Origin of the sequence: Mesomycoplasma ovipneumoniae (genome assembly GCF_030012565.1) — a bacterium.
Classification (GTDB): domain Bacteria; phylum Bacillota_I; class Bacilli_A; order Mycoplasmatales; family Metamycoplasmataceae; genus Mesomycoplasma; species Mesomycoplasma ovipneumoniae_D.
In genome coordinates this window covers 300,570-317,914 of record NZ_CP124621.1, presented here as the reverse complement: position 1 = coordinate 317,914, position 17,345 = coordinate 300,570, and the positions used below count along the sequence as shown (strand labels likewise).

The window sequence follows — 17,345 nt, the reverse complement described above, 5'->3', positions numbered from 1 at the left end:
TAGTATACTTTTTTAATTTAAGTTAGCTATTTAATAACTAAAGACTTAATTTAAATTTATTAATATTTATTATTAACAAATTAACAATGTTAATTAATTATTGATTATTTAAAATATTGATCAATAAAGGCTTTACGGATCTCAAGACGAGCTTTGTCATCTTTGGCCATTTTTTCACCTTTAAAGACCGCAAGAGCTTTAAATGTTATTCCTTCACGATCTTTGCCTGAAGAATCAAGCCCACTAATTATTCGATCACCAATTTGGGAATAATCAATTCCACGACCAAACATTACACCAATTGGGGTATCAGGATTAATATTCTGTTTAGCGTCTTTATAAATTGACTGTAGTTGACTTGTTCAAACATATGGCTCTTGATTTGGTTCTCTTTGGGCAATTAGACTAAATGTAACGGATGATTTATCAATACGAACTTCTAAAATTCAAGTTTTATTTAAGAATGACTCAAGTGAAACATTATCACTTGGTCTTGTGTGATTAAATCAAATACCATCTTGATAAATTTGACCTTGACCTTGGGTAGAAGAATCAGCGGCAGTACCACTCTGAGGTATGAATTTTTTAAAGATTTCATTTACATCTTCAAGTTTAACGGTTGGGGGAGTTTGGGCACCTGCACTACTTGAACCACCTGTACCAGTTCCAGACAATTTTGCAGACTCGGTGATTTCAAAAGTATCAACAAGATCATCACCTTGTTTTTTATAATCATAAAGTTTAGATGGATCTTGTGTACTTGCTGGATCAGCATCACGTAAAACAACTAATGATTTTGTTTGGTAATTGTGTTCTGTTGTTGCTATTTGATTTTTATCAATTGCTAATGAACGGGCTTTTTCAATTCTTCAACCAAGATTTAGGACTGGTGAAATTCTTTTGTCATTTGCATCAATAGTTCTGAATAGTTCAAGATAACTTGCTCCAAAAGAACCACTTTGGGCTTCTGGGGCAGTTGATAATAATTTATATGACTGATCTTCTAATTTATTTGTTTTTACAAGATTGTCTTCAGGTTTGAAAACAAAATACATTACACCTTCTTGCAGAGTTGATTTTTCAACCTGGCGTCCACGTGTTTTAATGAAGTTTTTGGTGTTACCATCAAATTCATAAACAGAACCTTGGTTGTCAAAATCATAAACAAGCGGTTGCTTAATTGTTATACCTTTGCCATCAAGGGCTCTTTGGTTGTAAAAACCATTGTCTTGAAGTAATTTATCAAGTGCGCTATTGTCAGTAAAATTATTTACTTTATATTGGAAGGATGTTTTTGTTGAATTAATATTAGTTAAAATTGAATTTGTCTGACCTTCATGGGCATGAAAATCAAGACCAGAACTTCCGTCAATAAAGACATCTGGGCTATAAGCAAGTGATGTTTTAAGAGCAGTATTATTTTTATTAACACCAACAAGTCCAAATGTTGATGAAGCGATTGTGTCATTGTCACTGTCGAGAACTTCAAAAACAAAGTTATATGAACGATTTTTGGCATCATATTGACTTGATATTGCTAATTTTTGCCCTGATTCTAATTTAAATCCTGCAAACTTATCAAGATAATTAATTAAATAATCACCAAAAGCAAATGTTTGTTCTTTTTCTTGAGCTGGAGTTGCTGGATCTTGGAAAGCTGTTGCTGTATTTGCTACTGAAGATGAAGAAGTTGTTACAGTACTTGAACTTGAGCTTGAGGATGAAGCTGAACTTGAAGATGAGCTTGAACTTGAGCTTGAGCTAGAAGATGCATCTGAACCAGTTGAACCAGAAGCACCTGAAGTTGCACCAGAAGTTGAACCTGCTGCTGGAGCTGTAGATGCACCTGGTGCTGGAGTTGCAGCTGTATCTGTACCTGGGTTTGCTGGTGCCGGTGCTGGTGGATTAGCTGGAGCTGCTGGAGCTGGGGTAGCTTCAACTTTAGGTTTTTGCAAACTCATTTCATTAGTAATTGGATTTAGTGTTGATTTTAAATAAGCCTTGGCATTATTTTTTTCAGTATCTGAAATACTAAATCATGAGTCAAGTTTTGCAGTTTTGAAAATAGAATCAAGATCACTTTGGAACAATAGATAAGGAAGTGAATTATTTAAAGTTCCTTGGTGGTTGTTACCAACTAATTTTTCAAGTTCATTTTGAACTTTTGAACCTTCTGTGTTAATTGTAATTGGGAATGTTCAACCAGTAAATCTAAATGAAGAATGATCTTTTTCTGGAGCACTAGGAGTTACTTCAATAGCAACATTTACCGCTTTAGACTCATTACTTTGAGCTTCAGATTCTTTAACAATATCTTTAGAAACATCTAAAAATGGAACATTTTTAGGACTTACTTCTAATTTGAAATTAGAATCAGCTTCAAAATTAACATTAAGTTTTAGAGTTTTATCTGTGCTTTTCTCATCTTGATTTTGATCTAAAGAAAAATCAAAATTATAATTATCAACTTTAAGGTTATCTTTAGTTTCAAATCAAAAATCTAATTGATCTGGGGTAACTAAAGCAGATATACCTTCAGACTCAGTAGTTGGTAATTGATAATTATAAATTTCAAAATAAGGGGCATAAAATTCTTTATCTTTTTTAGCTATTTCTTCAGCAGTTTCTACAGCAGGTTGTTGTGGCTGTTGAACTTGAGATTCTTGTTGCTGCTGTTGTTGTTGTTGTTGTTGTTGTTGTTGTTGAACTTGCTGTTGTTGTTGAACTTGCTGTTGTTGTTCTTGTTGAGCCTGAGGTTGGCTAGTTGAACTAAGTGCTGCAACTGAAGTTTGAACAGCGGTAGGTTGTTGGGTTGAAGCTGGTTCTGTCGGAAGATCAATATTATATTCATCTTTTAGATAAGTTTTGAATGCTTCAGTTACTTTTGAATCTTTTTTGCTAAGTTCTACTAATTGTTTTTGTAATTCGCTTTGAGTTTCTCCTTGACCTTGAGCCCCAGGTTGTGCTGATGTTCCTGACCCTTGTTCAACAGGCTTAGTTTCTGTAGGTGAAAACTCACCCTTGATTGCTTTTTTAACTAAATCAGGGTTTTCTAGATATTTTTTAAGAACTTCGGCTACCTTTGAATCTGGTGCTGAACTTTTTGTGTTATATTGAGAAATTAATTTAGCAATACTTTGATTAGGATTTTTTCTAAAATATTCCGCAACTTGTGGTTTTAGACTAATATATTTATTTTGATTTTTATTTATTTTTGCAAATATTTTATCTTTAATTGACTCAACTGAACTAAGACCGGTAATTTCTAGTCCAATTAATTTTTCTTTGTTAGATTTATCCAATAATTTTAGTCAAATTTTTGCAGTACCTTTTGCATCGTCAATATCAATTTTAACTAGTGATTTTTCAGAAGTAACTGGTAATAAAGTATACTCATTTGGAATTAAACTCTGTAATCCAGAAGCGGCAATTAATTCAAGTCCACCAAATGATTCAAGAGTTTGTTTAAGTGCAAGTTCAAGATTAGGATTTGTTGGTTTTAATTTAGAAACTAAAGGAACTTCAGGGGCTTTTGGGGTTGCATCAACTTTGGGGGTTTCAGGAGAAGAACCGTTTGGTTGTCCAGATGCACCATTTTGGGCTCCAGTACCTGTTCCAGCTGAACCATTATCACCAGTTGCTCCGTCTGTTCCTGTTCCTCCATTTGTTCCTGCGCCATTTCCGCCAGTTCCTGCACCTGTTCCACCACTTGCGCTTTCTTGAAACTGAGTTGCTACTCCAGCAGCAACGCCATCTGGAGTTTTAGTTATAGCGTCAAAAATTTCAGGAGAAATCTTACGAAGATTGGTTAGTAATTGATCTTGAAATTTAAGGGCAAAAGCTGAAGGAAAAATTGAATCTGAAGCAAACTTTTTAGTTAGTTGAGACTTATCAAGATTGTATTTTGAAGACTCAGCAATGAAATTTTCAAGAAAATCTTCTTTGGCAATTGCACTAAATCCAGAAAGATTTGCAGTAAAAGCACGACTTGCTACTTCTTTTTTGGTTTTTTTATCAAAAACAAAAACGGTTAAGTTCTTAATTGAATTTGACTCAACCTTTGTTTCTTCAGTTACTTGAATATCGAAAAATAAATTAGAAAATTTGTTATCAACTTTTGAAAAATCAACTGCTTGACTTAATTTAAAGGCATATAATTTATCGTTGTGTAATTTAAATGCCTGTGAAGCTGAAATTTTGCTTCACTCGGGTTTTAGACTAAAATTGCTGATGGCGGCAACCAAATCAGCATCGTTTATTGGCGGGTTTAATTTCGTTTCGGACTTGTCATTATCAAATTGTGAAAGGTAAGACGAGCTAAGAGCTGATCGTTGCAGACCAATACCAACTCCGGCTGTAATTCCGATGAAACTAAGTCCCGCTAAAACTATTAATACTTTGTTGCGAATTTCTTTTTTCATAATGTAAAAAATTATACCAAAAAAAATTAATTTTTTTTATTTTTGAAATACTTAATTATCCTTTTTTTTTTTTTTGCAGGTTGTTTGAATTTCCAAATATATTATAAATTATTTTTTTGACTAACGAATGATTTTCTCCTATTTTTTTAAATTATAATTTTCATAAATAGTAAAATTATACCAAAAAGAAAATTATTTTTTCCTTTTTATTCAAAAATATGCTAAAATTAAGGCATTTTCTGCGTCCGTAGTAAGACTAGTATCAAAACTACCCAAGCCAAAAACCGCCCTAATAAATAAAATAAAAATAAATTATATATTATATTAAAAAATGTGGTATAATTTTTAGCGGTTAAAAGAAAAGAATGAGTTAATAAATTAAGGGGGAAACTATTCTAATGAAAAAGGTTATCAATTTTTTTAAAACTTCTTCAGAACTACGGCTTGCATACCGTCTTTTAAAGCAGATAAACCAAAAGCGCGGTTATTATGGTTCAATGACCGATCAAGATCTTGCAAATCAGACAAATGTTCTCAAAAAGCGGCTCGCAAATGGTGAAAAACTCAAAGATATTCGGGTTGATGCCTTTGCCGTGGCTCGCGAGGCAACAAAAAGAATCCTTGGAAAAACGCCATATGACGTCCAGATTCTTGGTGGACTAATTCTTGACATGGGTTCTGTTGCTGAGATGAAAACTGGTGAAGGTAAGACAATTGCCTCAATTGCGCCAGTTTATCTTAATGCACTTTCAGGCCAAGGAGTTATTGTCTCAACTGTAAATGAATATCTATCTGAGCGGGACGCTGAAGATAATGGTAAAGTTTATAATTTTTTAGGTCTTTCTGTTGGAATTAATAAAGCCCAAATGGATCCTGAAACTAAAAGAATGATGTACGCTGCAGACATTACCTACTCAATTCATTCAGAATTAGGATTTGACTATTTGCGTGATAACATGGTCTATAGTGCTGCTGAAAAAGTTCAAAGAGGACTAAATTTTTGCCTTATTGATGAAATTGATTCAATTTTAATTGACGAGGCTAAAACTCCTTTGATTATTAGTGGTGGAAAATCCAACCTTCCAGCTCAGTATTTATCTGCCAACCAATTTGTAAATACACTTGTAAATGAAGATTTTTATATCGACCAAGAAACAAAAGGTATTAAATTGAATGACAAAGGTATTGACAAAGCTAATGCTTTTTTTGGTTTGCGCAACCTTTATGAAATTGAAAACTCTGAACTTGTACACCGAATTCAAAATGCCCTTCGCGCCAATAAGGTAATGAAAAAAGACGTTGAATATATTGTCCAAGACGGTAAAATCGAGCTTGTTGACCAATTTACCGGGCGAATTATGGCCGGAAGATCTTATTCTGAAGGTCTCCAGCAAGCCCTTCAGGCAAAAGAAGGAATTGAAATTGAACCGGAGACAAAAACATTGGCAACAATTACTTACCAAAACTTTTTTCGTCTTTTTAAAAAACTCTCAGGAATGACCGGAACTGCAAAGACCGAAGAGCAAGAATTTATCGATGTTTACAATATGCGCGTCAATGTTATTCCAACCAATAAACCACTAGCGCGCCGCGATGAAAAAGATGAAATTTTTGCCACAATTGAGCAAAAAAATAAGGCAATTATCGCCGAAGTCCAACGAGTTCATAAAACTGGCCAGCCAATACTAATTGGAACCTCCCAGGTTGTTGACTCTGAGACTCTATCAGAAATGCTTAACCAAAAAGGGCTGTTTCACACAGTTTTAAATGCAAAACAAAACCAACTCGAGGCAGAAATTATCGCAAAAGCAGGCCGTAAAAATGCAATAACAATCGCAACTAATATGGCCGGTCGGGGAACAGATATTATTCTTGAACCTGGAGTTATTGATCTTGGCGGACTTTATATTTTAGGGACAGACAAGGCTGAATCAAGAAGAATTGACAACCAACTTCGTGGTCGGGCTGGTCGCCAAGGTGATATTGGTATCTCAAGATTTTTTATTTCCCTTCAAGACCAGTTATTGCGCCGTTTTTCCAATTTTGAACAAATTTTTGACACCTACGGGCTAACTGCTGGGGCAATTAAAGGAAAATATATTCACTCAGTTTTACTAGCAGCCCAGAAAAAAATTGAAGGCTTTAACTTTGATATGCGAAAAACCGTGTTGAGTTATGATGATGTTATTCGCCAGCAGCGTGATTTAATTTATACTCAACGCGATATTTTGCTCCAGATTGACAATTTTGATCACTATATTAAAAAGATGATCATTAGAACTGTTGAAGTTATTTTAGGTTATGACTTTATTTTGCTGCCAAACCAAGAAATTCACTATAAAAATTTAGTTGATTTTTTAAATGACAACCTTTCAAGAATAACTCGCTATGATTTTGGCCAAAGCGGACTGGAAAAATACCCTTTTGAAGAACTTAGCAACTTTTTAGTCCAGGAACTAAATAAAATTTATTTTGAAACTCTCCAGCCAACACTAAAAGAAAATATTGGCCAAAACTATTTTGACTCCGAGCGGCACATAATTTTATCTGTCCTTGATAATCAATGGCAAAATCATATTGACACAATTGACAAACTTCGCTCTTCGGCAAATTTAGTCCAGTATTCCCAAAAAAATCCTTACCAAATTTTTACCGAATCGGCTACTTCAAAATTTAACATTTTAATTTCCGAGTCAGCTTATCAGGCAATTGTTGGTCTTTTTAATAATTCTAATGCCGAAAAAATCGAATATGTCCAGGCAATTCTTTCTGATGGTAGCGCAATTTCTTATCCGTCTGACACCCCAGATCACATCGTTGCCCAGCTAATTGCAACTAATGAAGACCGAATTGCTTATGCAAAACAAATTGAAAAAGAATCCCAGCCTGAATTTATTTACGAACAACTCAAAAATAATAACATTCAAAGACTCGATGCTAGCGGCGGATTTGAACTCTGACAAATTGCCAACAATAAACTTGTTAATCTCAAAGAAGATATGCCCCTTGATGAAAAACGCAATATTTTGCTAAGAATGAATCAAGAACAACTTGAACTTTTGGGCCAAAAAGAGCTCAAAATTGACTCTGAAATGCCAGCAACTGAGCCAGGCCAAAACGCTGAGAACTTTTTTGAGACAGATCAGCAAAACCAAACCAAGCAAAATAATCAAGATGACTTTTTACCTTCAAACTTCTTTTTTGATGTAAAAGACGATCCGGATGCGATCATGAAAATGTTAGAACTTGACAGGCAAAAAGAAATGGCCAGTGCTGAACAGAGCACCCAACAAGAGCCAGAAAATCTGGAAAATACAGAAAAAACCGGGCTTGATCAGAATTCTGACTTGCAAAATTCAAGCGACCAGCAATAGTCAGAGAGTCAGAAAATCTGGAAAACACAGAAAAACCCAAGCTAGATCAGACCTCTGACTTGCAAAATTCAAGCGACTAAAGGACCCCCCTAAAATTAAAGAAAAACTTTAAAGTCCAAAGGAAATAAGAAAACTTGCTTGTTTTTACTTTTTTCTTGGTTTTTTACTAAAAGATGCTAAAATTGGCAGAGAGGATAAGTCAAAGGATGCTAAAAAATACTAATGTTTTGCTTTTATTGGCGAAAATTAGCTATTTTTTGTCTCTTTTAGGTTTTGTCCTTTCTGTTGTAGAAAATTTTTTCTACTTTTGGTTCTTTCAAAACTTCACCTTTGCGATTTTTGTAGGCCTTAGTGGTCTTGCTAGTTTTTTTGTTTTTTTGTTGCTTTTTTTGCTGTTTTTGCCAAAAATTAATCCAATTTATTGAAAAAATAGTTTATTTAATGACAAAAGATTCCAGAAAGATTTGTGCAATTTTTCGCAGAAAAAAGGTAAACCCTTTTTAATTGCAGTTTCTTTAGCTTTTTCATTTTTAATTATTTTCAATTTGGTTAATTTATTGTTGTACGGGATTATTTATTATAGTTTTTCATTAGTTTTTGGTTCTTGCTTTAGTCTGTTTTGGATTAAGTTTCGAATTTGCGCAAAATGTTATGCCGTTTAGAAATCTTTTTAACATTTGCAAAAATTTAGTGTCCAAAATGCTTTTTTATATTATAGTTTTTCATTAGTTTTTGGTTCTTGCTTTAGTCTGTTTTGGATTAAGTTTCGAATTTGCGCAAAATGTTATGCCGTTTAGAAATCATTTTTAACATTTGCAAAAATTTAATAGCCAAAATGCTTTTTTATATTATAATATGCCTAAGAGGAGAATCATGACACCACATATTGAAGCTAAGAAACATGAAATTGTGCCAGTTGTATTAATGCCCGGAGATCCACTTCGTGCAGAATTTATTGCTAAAAATTTCTTAACCGACGCCAAACTTGTTTCAAAAGTCCGTAATAACCTAATTTTTACCGGCAAATATAAAGACAAAGAAGTAACTATCGCTGCCTCAGGGATGGGTTCTGGTTCTATTGGTATTTATGCCTATGAACTGTTTAAGTTTTATGATGTTGAGAAAATAATTCGGATTGGATCAGCTGGTTCTTATGATAAGGATCTTGAAATTTTTGACCTTGTTATTGCAAAATCAGCTTGATCAGATTCTTGTTCATTTCCAGCACTTTTAGGTCAGGGTCAATCTCATTTAACTTATCCTGATTTGGAACTTGTCGCTAATTTATTTCATAGTGCTGAAAAATTAGGTTTGAGTCCGGTTTATACAAATATTCACTCAACTGATGTTTTTTACTCTACCCGCGATTTATCAAAAACAATCGAACTTTCAAGAGCACAAGCAGTAGAAATGGAATCTTTTGCTCTTTTTACAATAGCTAATCACTTGCAAAAAAAGGCAGCTTCAATTCTTACAATTTCTGATAGTTTAATTACCAAAACTTCACTTGATCCTTTAGCAAGACAAGAAAAATTTGAAGAAATGATTGAAATTGCCCTTGGAGCACTTTAAAATATGAATTTATTTGAAATTATTGAAAAAAAAGTCAAAAAAGAACATTTAACCGAAGAAGAAATTCATTTCATGATCAATGGATTTCTGTCTGGTCTAATTGCCGACTACCAATTTTCTTCATTTTTAATGGCAATTTTAATTAATGGCCTTGATGATGATGAACTTTATTTCTTTACTCGCGAAATTATTGCATCCGGTAAAACAATAAATCTCAGAAAAATTAACGGAGTTAAAATTGACAAGCACTCAACAGGCGGTGTTGGTGATAAAATATCACTAATAATAGGGCCAATTTTTGCCGCCCTTGGCTACAAAGTGGCCAAAATGTCTGGAAGAGGTCTTGGATTTACTGGTGGTACAATCGACAAACTTGAGTCAATTCCCGGATTTCAAACTCAACTAACCGAAGCTAGTTTTTTAGACCAAGTTCAAAAAATTGGAATAGCAATTACCGCACAGTCAAATGCAATTGTTCCTGCTGATAAAAAAATTTACGCGCTTCGTGATGTTAGTGGAACAGTTTCATCAATTCCGTTAATTGCAAGTTCGATAATGTCAAAAAAAATTGCTACTGACACAGATGTTATTTTAATTGATGTAAAATGTGGAAGTGGCGCTTTTATGACTGATCTTGGGCAAGCAAAAAAATTAGCAAGTAAAATTAAAATGCTCGGGAAAAGATTTGGGAAAAAAACTATTGTTAAAATTACCAACATGGATGCCCCGCTTGGACGAATGATTGGGAATAAAAATGAAATTATTGAATCACTAGCGATTCTTCAAGGTCAACAGTCACAGCTTGCTGATTTTGCAAAAGAATTAGTGGCCCAAACACTTTCTGAAATTGAAAAGCTAAAAATTGAAAAAGCCCGTGAAAAAGTTACTAAAATTATTGAGTCTGAACTTCCAAATGAAATTTTCTTAAAAATGGTAGTAGCCCAAGGCGGAAATCCGGCAACAATTCAGTCTTCAAACTTTTGAATTCCAGCATATAAGGAACAAATTTTTGCACCTCAAAGCGGATATATAAAATGGGAAAATGCAATAAATTTTGGAAAAATTGTTGCATTTTTAGGCGGAGGTCGTACTAAATTAAACCAAAAAATCGACTATGAAGCCGGAATTTGTCTAGAAGTTGAATCTGGAACATATGTTCAAGACGATCAGTTAATTTTTAGCCTTTATTCTTCTAATCCGATTGACTTGAGCAAAATTCAGGATTTAATTGCAAAAACTTTTTCAATTAAGCCTGAGCCAGAAGTTGAAAATATGTTTTTAAATTAGCCTAATTTAAAAACATATTTTTTATTTTAAAAGGAGATTTATGAATTTCAATAAATTAATTGATCACACAATTTTAAAAGCCCAGACAACTTCTCAAGATATCAAAAACCTGATCGCTGAAGCAAAAAAATACAATTTTGGAGCTATTTGCATCGCACCTGTCTGAGTTAAGTTAGCAAAAAAAGAACTAAAAGACACCGATATTAAAATTGTCACTGTAATTGGCTTCCCGCTTGGAAATCAAGTTAGCGCTGTAAAGCAAAAAGAAGCCAGTCTTGCAATAATGCACGGGGCTGATGAAATTGATATGGTAATGAATATTGGCAAATTTAAGGAAAAAGAATTTGACTTTGTTATCAATGAAATTAACCTAATAAAAAAAGAAATTGGAACAAAAATTCTGAAAGTTATAGTCGAAACCGCACTTTTATCAGCAAATGAAATTGCCGAGGCTACTAAAATTGTAAGCAAATCAAATGCAGATTTTATTAAAACCTCAACAGGATTTTCTTATCGCGGCGCAACTGTTCAAGACATTGAAATAATGAGCGCTAATAAAAGTAAAAACTTACAAATAAAAGCAGCAGGCGGAATTTCGTCAATTGAAGATATTAAAACATATTATAAATTAGGCACTACTCGTTTTGGGACTTCTAAGTCTGTAAGTATTGTTGAAAATTTGGACGATAAAAAATCTGAATATTAGTCTTTGAATTTTTTAAATTATGTTATAATTTAAAAAATTCAAATTTCAAAGTTAATTTTAATTTTAAATTTAAAGGAAAAATTATGCAAGTGAATGTTAGTCATCCTATAATTGCTAGCGAAATTGCTAAAATAAGGCAAAATGTTTCTTTAGTTGATTTCCGGGCTGCAATTGAGAAAATTTCCTATTTACTTGCCTTCCCTGTTTTAGCCAAACTTAATTCAAAAGATTTTAGCGGCACATCTGTTTTACAAGAACCTTTTTCAGGAACAAAAATTAGCGACTCTGTTGTTTTTGTGCCAATTTTACGCGCTGGATTTGCAATGTTAGATCCTTTTTTGAATCTAGTTCCTGATGCGAAAGTTGCACCTGTGGGAATGAAACGGAATTTAGATCTTTCCAATACAACTTACTATCTAAATTTGCCAAAAGCTAGTCCAAATTCAGTTGCAATTATTTTAGACCCTATTTTAGCAACAGGGAACTCGATAATTAGCACGATTGATTACCTTATTGAAAAAGGGTTTGACAAGATAATTATTGCCACAATTTTAACTGTTCAAGAAGGTCTTGATAAAATTGCCAAAAAATACCCGCAAGTAAGTATCTTTTTTGGTCAGAAAGATGAAAAACTTAATGAAAAAGGTTACATTATTCCTGGAATTGGTGATGCCGGTGATCGTTTCTTTGGGGACTAAAGTTGAAAACTTCAATTTCGTGAAATTCTAACTATAATTTCAAAATAGCAATTACTGGAATTTTATTTAGTCTTTCGCTGCTTTTTTTTATTTTTTCACACAATTATTTTTCATGACCGTTTTTTCAAACTCTTGGACTAAAATTTGACTTATCCACCCTTTTTTTAGTGCCAATATTCTTGCTGGGTAGTGTTTGGTTGGGTTTTTTATGCCTTTTGGTTAGGTTTGCAATCGGTCCTTGACTTATTTTTAACCATTTTGGCGGAATTGACATTATCTATTTTGGCCATTTTGTACTATTTTTAGCTTCAGTTATATACATTTTTTCATTTTTTGGTTTTCGTTATCTTTTTATCAAAATTTTTAAAAATTTCGCTAAAATAAAAAGGTTCATTATTTTATCACTAATTGTCTCAACACTTACAACCAGTTTGATGATGACTTTTTTAAACGGAGTTTTGATTCTTCCAGTTTATTTAAAACTTTTTAAAGCAATAAGTTCAGTATCTCTTGACTTAGTTTATAAGGGGTGGGATAATATTCAAAAAGAGCTTTTAAAAACCGAAAATTTTTCGTATTGGTCTTTTATTTTTAGTGTTTTTATTCCTTTTAATCTTGCAAATTTTGCTTTCCAATCAGTTTTAGCTTCTCCCATTTACATGATTATTGAACATTTTCACAAAAATAAGAGGCTAAACTAAGCAATTTATAAGCAGAACTTCGTTATAATAAAAAATTTATTTGTAATTTTGCTAATTTTTTTGACTTGTTAAAATTTTTTTAGTTTTTGTGATATAATTATTTAGAAAAAATTGAAATAAACAATCAAAGGACATTTGAGGAGTTTTTACTATGCCAGTTCATTCATACCGATTTTTAGTTGCATCAGAGGATATTTATTTCCCAAACACCGCTCAGCAAACTATTAGTTTTAGTGACCCTGAATCAATTAAGATTCTCAGGGAAATTTACCATTCAACTTCACGGACAACTTTAACAAACAAAGAGTTGTTAATTGTTTACCGTAAAGAAAATGAAGAAGTAGATTTATTTGAAGAAGAAATTATCGATGAACAACTCGACAAAAAAGCCGCTGAACAAAACAAGTCAGGGGCTGCTGGTGCTGCTAAGTCTAAAACTTCAGAAAACGAAAAGCTAACTGTAGATCCCAAAATCGAAAATGACTTTTCGCCAAAAATTGTTGACATTGATGAACTTTCTAAATATGCTTCTCTAATTAGAGTTCAAAGTTATCGAGCAAAAACTAGACCTGATAAAAGCGATTGGCAAACCGTAATTTTAGATTTTACTGTTCTTGAAAAAGTTCAAGTTGTAGATTTAATAACTGACCCAAATAGTACAAAAGCTGACCAAATAACTATTAAATCAACTCGCGAAATTATAAAAAATCGTGAAATTCACGTAACTTTAATTAATGATTTACTTGAATTTGGGCGAAAAACAAAAAACTTTAAGATGCCAGGCGAACTTCTTTTGGTTGTTGACAAATTTCAAAATAGTAACACCGAAGTTGAAAAAAATGAATTCATCAAAGGTGTAACAAACACATTATCTTCATCAGTTAGTCTTAGCTATCAACAAAAATACCATTTATTTTCACTAAATTCTTATGCCTCAAAAATTAAAAAACTATACGAACACGTTCATACCTTTAATGAACAAATTCGTCTTGAAGATGAAATTAATGTTATTCTAAAATCTAACCTTGACAAACAACAAACAGAATTTATCCTCAAAGAAAAAATTAAGGCAATCCGTAAAAAATTAGGCGAAGATTCCCGCTATGAAGATGAAATTGAAGAGCTTTTACACTCAGAAATTGGAAAATTAATTTTCCCAAAAGAAGTTGCAAAAACAATAAAACGTGAAGCTAACCGTCTGAAATCAATGATGGCGACTTCACCTGAATCTAATATCACCAAAAATTACCTTGATTTACTAGTTGCCCTACCTTGAAGACGTGTAAGAAAAGACATTTTAGATATTCAAAATGTTCGCCAAAAACTTGAAGAAGCACATTATGGACTTGATGAAATTAAAAAACGAATAATTGAATATCTTGCTGCCCTAATTCACCGGCGTTCACAGTCAAATCAAGAGCCAACCCTTGAGAAAATTGATGGTGACTACTGCGATTCAAATTTATTTGTCAGCTCTAAAGTGCAAAAAGGAAGAACTAACTCAATTCCAATTTTAACACTTGTCGGGCCTCCAGGAACTGGAAAAACTTCAATTGCAATGGCAATTGCTGAATCAATTGGCAAAGAATTTGTGAAAATTTCTCTTGGAGGTGTCCGGGACGAGGCTGAAATAAGAGGTCACCGTCGGACATATGTCGGAGCTCTCCCTGGAAAAATTATTCAAGCTCTAAAAAAAGCTGGCGTTTCAAACCCCTTAATTTTACTTGATGAAATTGACAAAATGGGTTCAGATTTTAAAGGTGATCCAGCCGCTGCAATGCTTGAGGTTTTAGATCCTGAACAAAACCGTTTTTTCCAAGATCACTATTTAGAACTTGAATATGACCTGTCCCAAATTCTCTTTGTTGCCACCGCTAATGAAATTCATGACATTCCTGAGCCTTTACTTGACCGGGTTGAAATAATTGAGCTCTCATCTTACACTTTTTTAGAAAAACTGCAAATTGCAAAATCACATTTAATTCCTGCAGTTCTCAAAGAAAATTCTTTAGACCCAAAATATTTCCCAATTGATGATGAGACAATCGACTACCTCATTCGCTACTATACTCGCGAGGCAGGTGTTCGGGGACTCAAACGGGTTTTTGACAAAATTGCAAGAAAAATTATTGTCAGACTGCTTGAAAACACGCTGGCCGAGAACTTTAAAATTGATGTCAAATTTGCCCGTGAACTTTTAGGAATTGAAAAATTTGACCCCGATCCTGTTGATGCTAGTCCGCAAATTGGAACTGTAAATGGACTAGGATACTCTCCACTTGGTGGTTCAACTTTGCAAATTGAAGTTAGCACAATTCCGGGGCGAGGTGATATTAAACTAACTGGTTCGCTCAAAGATGTAATGCAAGAATCAGCAAGAATTGCCCTGTCATATGTTCAGTCTAAAGCTAAAGATTTTGGAATTGACTTTGATTTTGAAAATACACTAATTCACATTCACGTTCCAGAAGGTGCTGTTCCAAAAGATGGGCCGTCAGCCGGAATAACTTTTACAACCGCAATAATTTCAGCCCTCAGCCAAAAACCAGTTTCACATGATATTGCAATGACAGGCGAAATCACACTGCGGGGAAAAGTGCTTGGAATTGGCGGCCTAAAGGAAAAATCACTTGGGGCCTATAAAAGCGGAATTAAAACAATTTTTATCCCGCAGTCAAACGAGAAAAATCTTGTTGATCTACCTGATGAGGTTAAAAACTCAATCAAATTTATTCCGGTTGAGACTTACCAGCAAATTTATGACTTTATTTTCAAATAATTTTGCTTTTGTGATATAATTATTCCTTGTCCTTCGGGTTATTATTTGTCAAAAAGGATACTTTCAACAAATTTAGACTTTATTTCAAATAGTTGGACTTTTGTGATATAATTATGCTTTGTCTTTCAGGTTATTATTTGTTAAAAAAGGTATAAAATGAAAAACATAAAAAATTCTCAAAATAATTTTCGATTTTTTTGGTATAATTAACCTTGAAAATTAAATTGAGAATTTTTGAAAATTTCTAGCACTTAAAACTAACTAAATAGGATAGGAAATAGTTGCAAGGCTATTCAGTGGTGGTTTTTAGTTTGTTTTAAAGCAAGTAAAAGAAAGGAAAAATATGGCAGTTGTTAAAACTGGTGCAAAAAAAGATTTTGACCGTTCAAAAGAGCATATCAATATTGGGACAATTGGTCATGTTGACCACGGAAAAACCACTCTAACAGCGGCAATTTCAACTGTATTATCAAAAAAAGGTCTAGCTGAAGCAAAAGATTATGCTTCTATTGACGCAGCCCCTGAAGAAAAAGCGCGTGGAATTACAATCAATACAGCCCACATCGAATATAGCACAGATAAGCGTCACTATGCCCATGTTGATTGCCCTGGTCACGCCGATTATATTAAAAATATGATCACAGGAGCAGCGCAAATGGATGGTGCCATTCTTGTTGTTGCCGCAACAGATGGTCCAATGCCCCAAACTCGTGAGCACATTCTTCTTTCAAAACAAGTTGGTGTGCCAAAAATGGTTGTTTTCCTAAACAAAATCGACTTACTTGAAGGTGAAGAAGAAATGGTTGACCTTGTTGAGGTTGAAATTCGTGAACTTCTTTCTTCATATGATTTTGACGGAGACAACACTCCAATAATCCGTGGTTCAGCTCGTGGTGCTCTTGAAGGAAAACCTGAATGAGAAGCTAAAGTTCTTGAACTAATGGATGCAGTTGACTCATACATTGACTCGCCAGTTCGTGAAATGGACAAACCATTCTTAATGGCAGTTGAAGACGTCTTTACCATTACAGGTCGTGGAACTGTTGCTACTGGTAAAGTTGAAAGAGGGCAAGTTAAACTAAATGAAGAGGTTGAAATTGTCGGTTACCGTCCAGAACCTAAAAAAACAGTTGTAACCGGAATTGAAATGTTTAACAAAAACCTTCAATCTGCAATGGCTGGAGATAATGCCGGAGTTCTTCTTCGTGGTGTTGACCGTAAAGATATTGAACGTGGTCAGGTTATTGCCAAACCAAAAACAATTATTCCCCACACTAAATTTAAAGCAGCAATTTATGCGCTCAAAAAAGAAGAAGGTGGAAGACATACTCCATTTTTCAAAAATTACAAACCTCAATTTTATTTCCGTACAACTGATGTTACCGGTGGAATTGAATTTGAAGCTGGCCGTGAAATGGTAATTCCTGGGGATAATGTTGACCTTACTGTTGAACTTATTGCCCCTATCGCCGTTGAGCAAGGAACAAAATTCTCAATTCGCGAAGGTGGAAGAACTGTTGGAGCCGGAACAGTAACTGAAATTATAAAATAAAAAATCTTTTATCTAACACAAACTTTAGGGCCTGCCCTAAAGTTTTTTTTTTTTTTTATTTTGCAGCCAAAATTAGTCAGTATTGAGGTCCCGAGTTTGCCAGTATAATGGCAAAAATTCAACTTTTTAGTGAATATAAATACGCAAAAATACCGACAAACCCGTGTTTTTTGCCCTAAAATCTTAATTTTTATCATTTTAAAATTAAACCTTTTCAAAAAAAAAAAAAAAAGCTTGGTCAAAAATAAAATTCTG

9 protein-coding genes are annotated in these 17,345 nt (G+C 33.6%); 8 read left to right on the top strand and 1 reads right to left on the bottom strand.

Features of this window, described 5'->3' with window-relative positions:
• Nucleotides 1-104: 104 nt before the first annotated feature.
• Nucleotides 105-4,421, bottom strand: coding sequence for a P110/LppT family adhesin N-terminal domain (locus QJQ40_RS01280; RefSeq protein WP_282861494.1), 4,317 nt, complete (start codon nucleotides 4,419-4,421; stop codon nucleotides 105-107).
• Nucleotides 4,422-4,819: 398 nt separating this feature from the next.
• Between QJQ40_RS01280 and secA the strand changes: the two genes are divergently transcribed.
• The 8 genes from secA to tuf all read left to right on the top strand — a co-directional run bounded on the left by secA (nucleotide 4,820) and on the right by tuf (nucleotide 17,090).
• On the top strand, nucleotides 4,820-7,795 hold the full coding sequence (gene secA, locus QJQ40_RS01275; protein WP_282861493.1) for a preprotein translocase subunit SecA: 2,976 nt from the start codon (nucleotides 4,820-4,822) through the stop codon (nucleotides 7,793-7,795).
• Between the two features lie 873 nt (nucleotides 7,796-8,668).
• Nucleotides 8,669-9,367, top strand: coding sequence for a purine-nucleoside phosphorylase (locus tag QJQ40_RS01270; RefSeq protein ID WP_282861492.1), 699 nt, complete (start codon nucleotides 8,669-8,671; stop codon nucleotides 9,365-9,367).
• Nucleotides 9,368-9,370: 3 nt separating this feature from the next.
• Nucleotides 9,371-10,654, top strand: a complete 1,284-nt coding sequence (locus tag QJQ40_RS01265) for a thymidine phosphorylase (RefSeq protein WP_282861490.1) — start codon at nucleotides 9,371-9,373, stop codon at nucleotides 10,652-10,654.
• 40 nt (nucleotides 10,655-10,694) lie between these two features.
• Nucleotides 10,695-11,360 (top strand): deoxyribose-phosphate aldolase, encoded by a 666-nt coding sequence (gene deoC, locus QJQ40_RS01260; protein WP_282861488.1) that lies wholly within the window; start codon nucleotides 10,695-10,697, stop codon nucleotides 11,358-11,360.
• Nucleotides 11,361-11,443: 83 nt separating this feature from the next.
• Entirely contained in the window at nucleotides 11,444-12,058 is a 615-nt protein-coding gene (upp, locus tag QJQ40_RS01255) for a uracil phosphoribosyltransferase (RefSeq protein ID WP_282861487.1), read from the top strand.
• A gap of 2 nt (nucleotides 12,059-12,060) precedes the next feature.
• Complete coding sequence (locus QJQ40_RS01250; RefSeq protein ID WP_334305357.1) at nucleotides 12,061-12,759, top strand: MPN527 family putative ECF transporter permease subunit; 699 nt, start codon at nucleotides 12,061-12,063, stop codon at nucleotides 12,757-12,759.
• Between the two features lie 151 nt (nucleotides 12,760-12,910).
• Nucleotides 12,911-15,538, top strand: coding sequence for an endopeptidase La (gene lon / locus QJQ40_RS01245; RefSeq protein ID WP_282861483.1), 2,628 nt, complete (start codon nucleotides 12,911-12,913; stop codon nucleotides 15,536-15,538).
• Between the two features lie 343 nt (nucleotides 15,539-15,881).
• Entirely contained in the window at nucleotides 15,882-17,090 is a 1,209-nt protein-coding gene (tuf, locus tag QJQ40_RS01240) for an elongation factor Tu (RefSeq protein ID WP_010321121.1), read from the top strand.
• The last annotated feature ends 255 nt before the right edge of the window (nucleotides 17,091-17,345 follow it).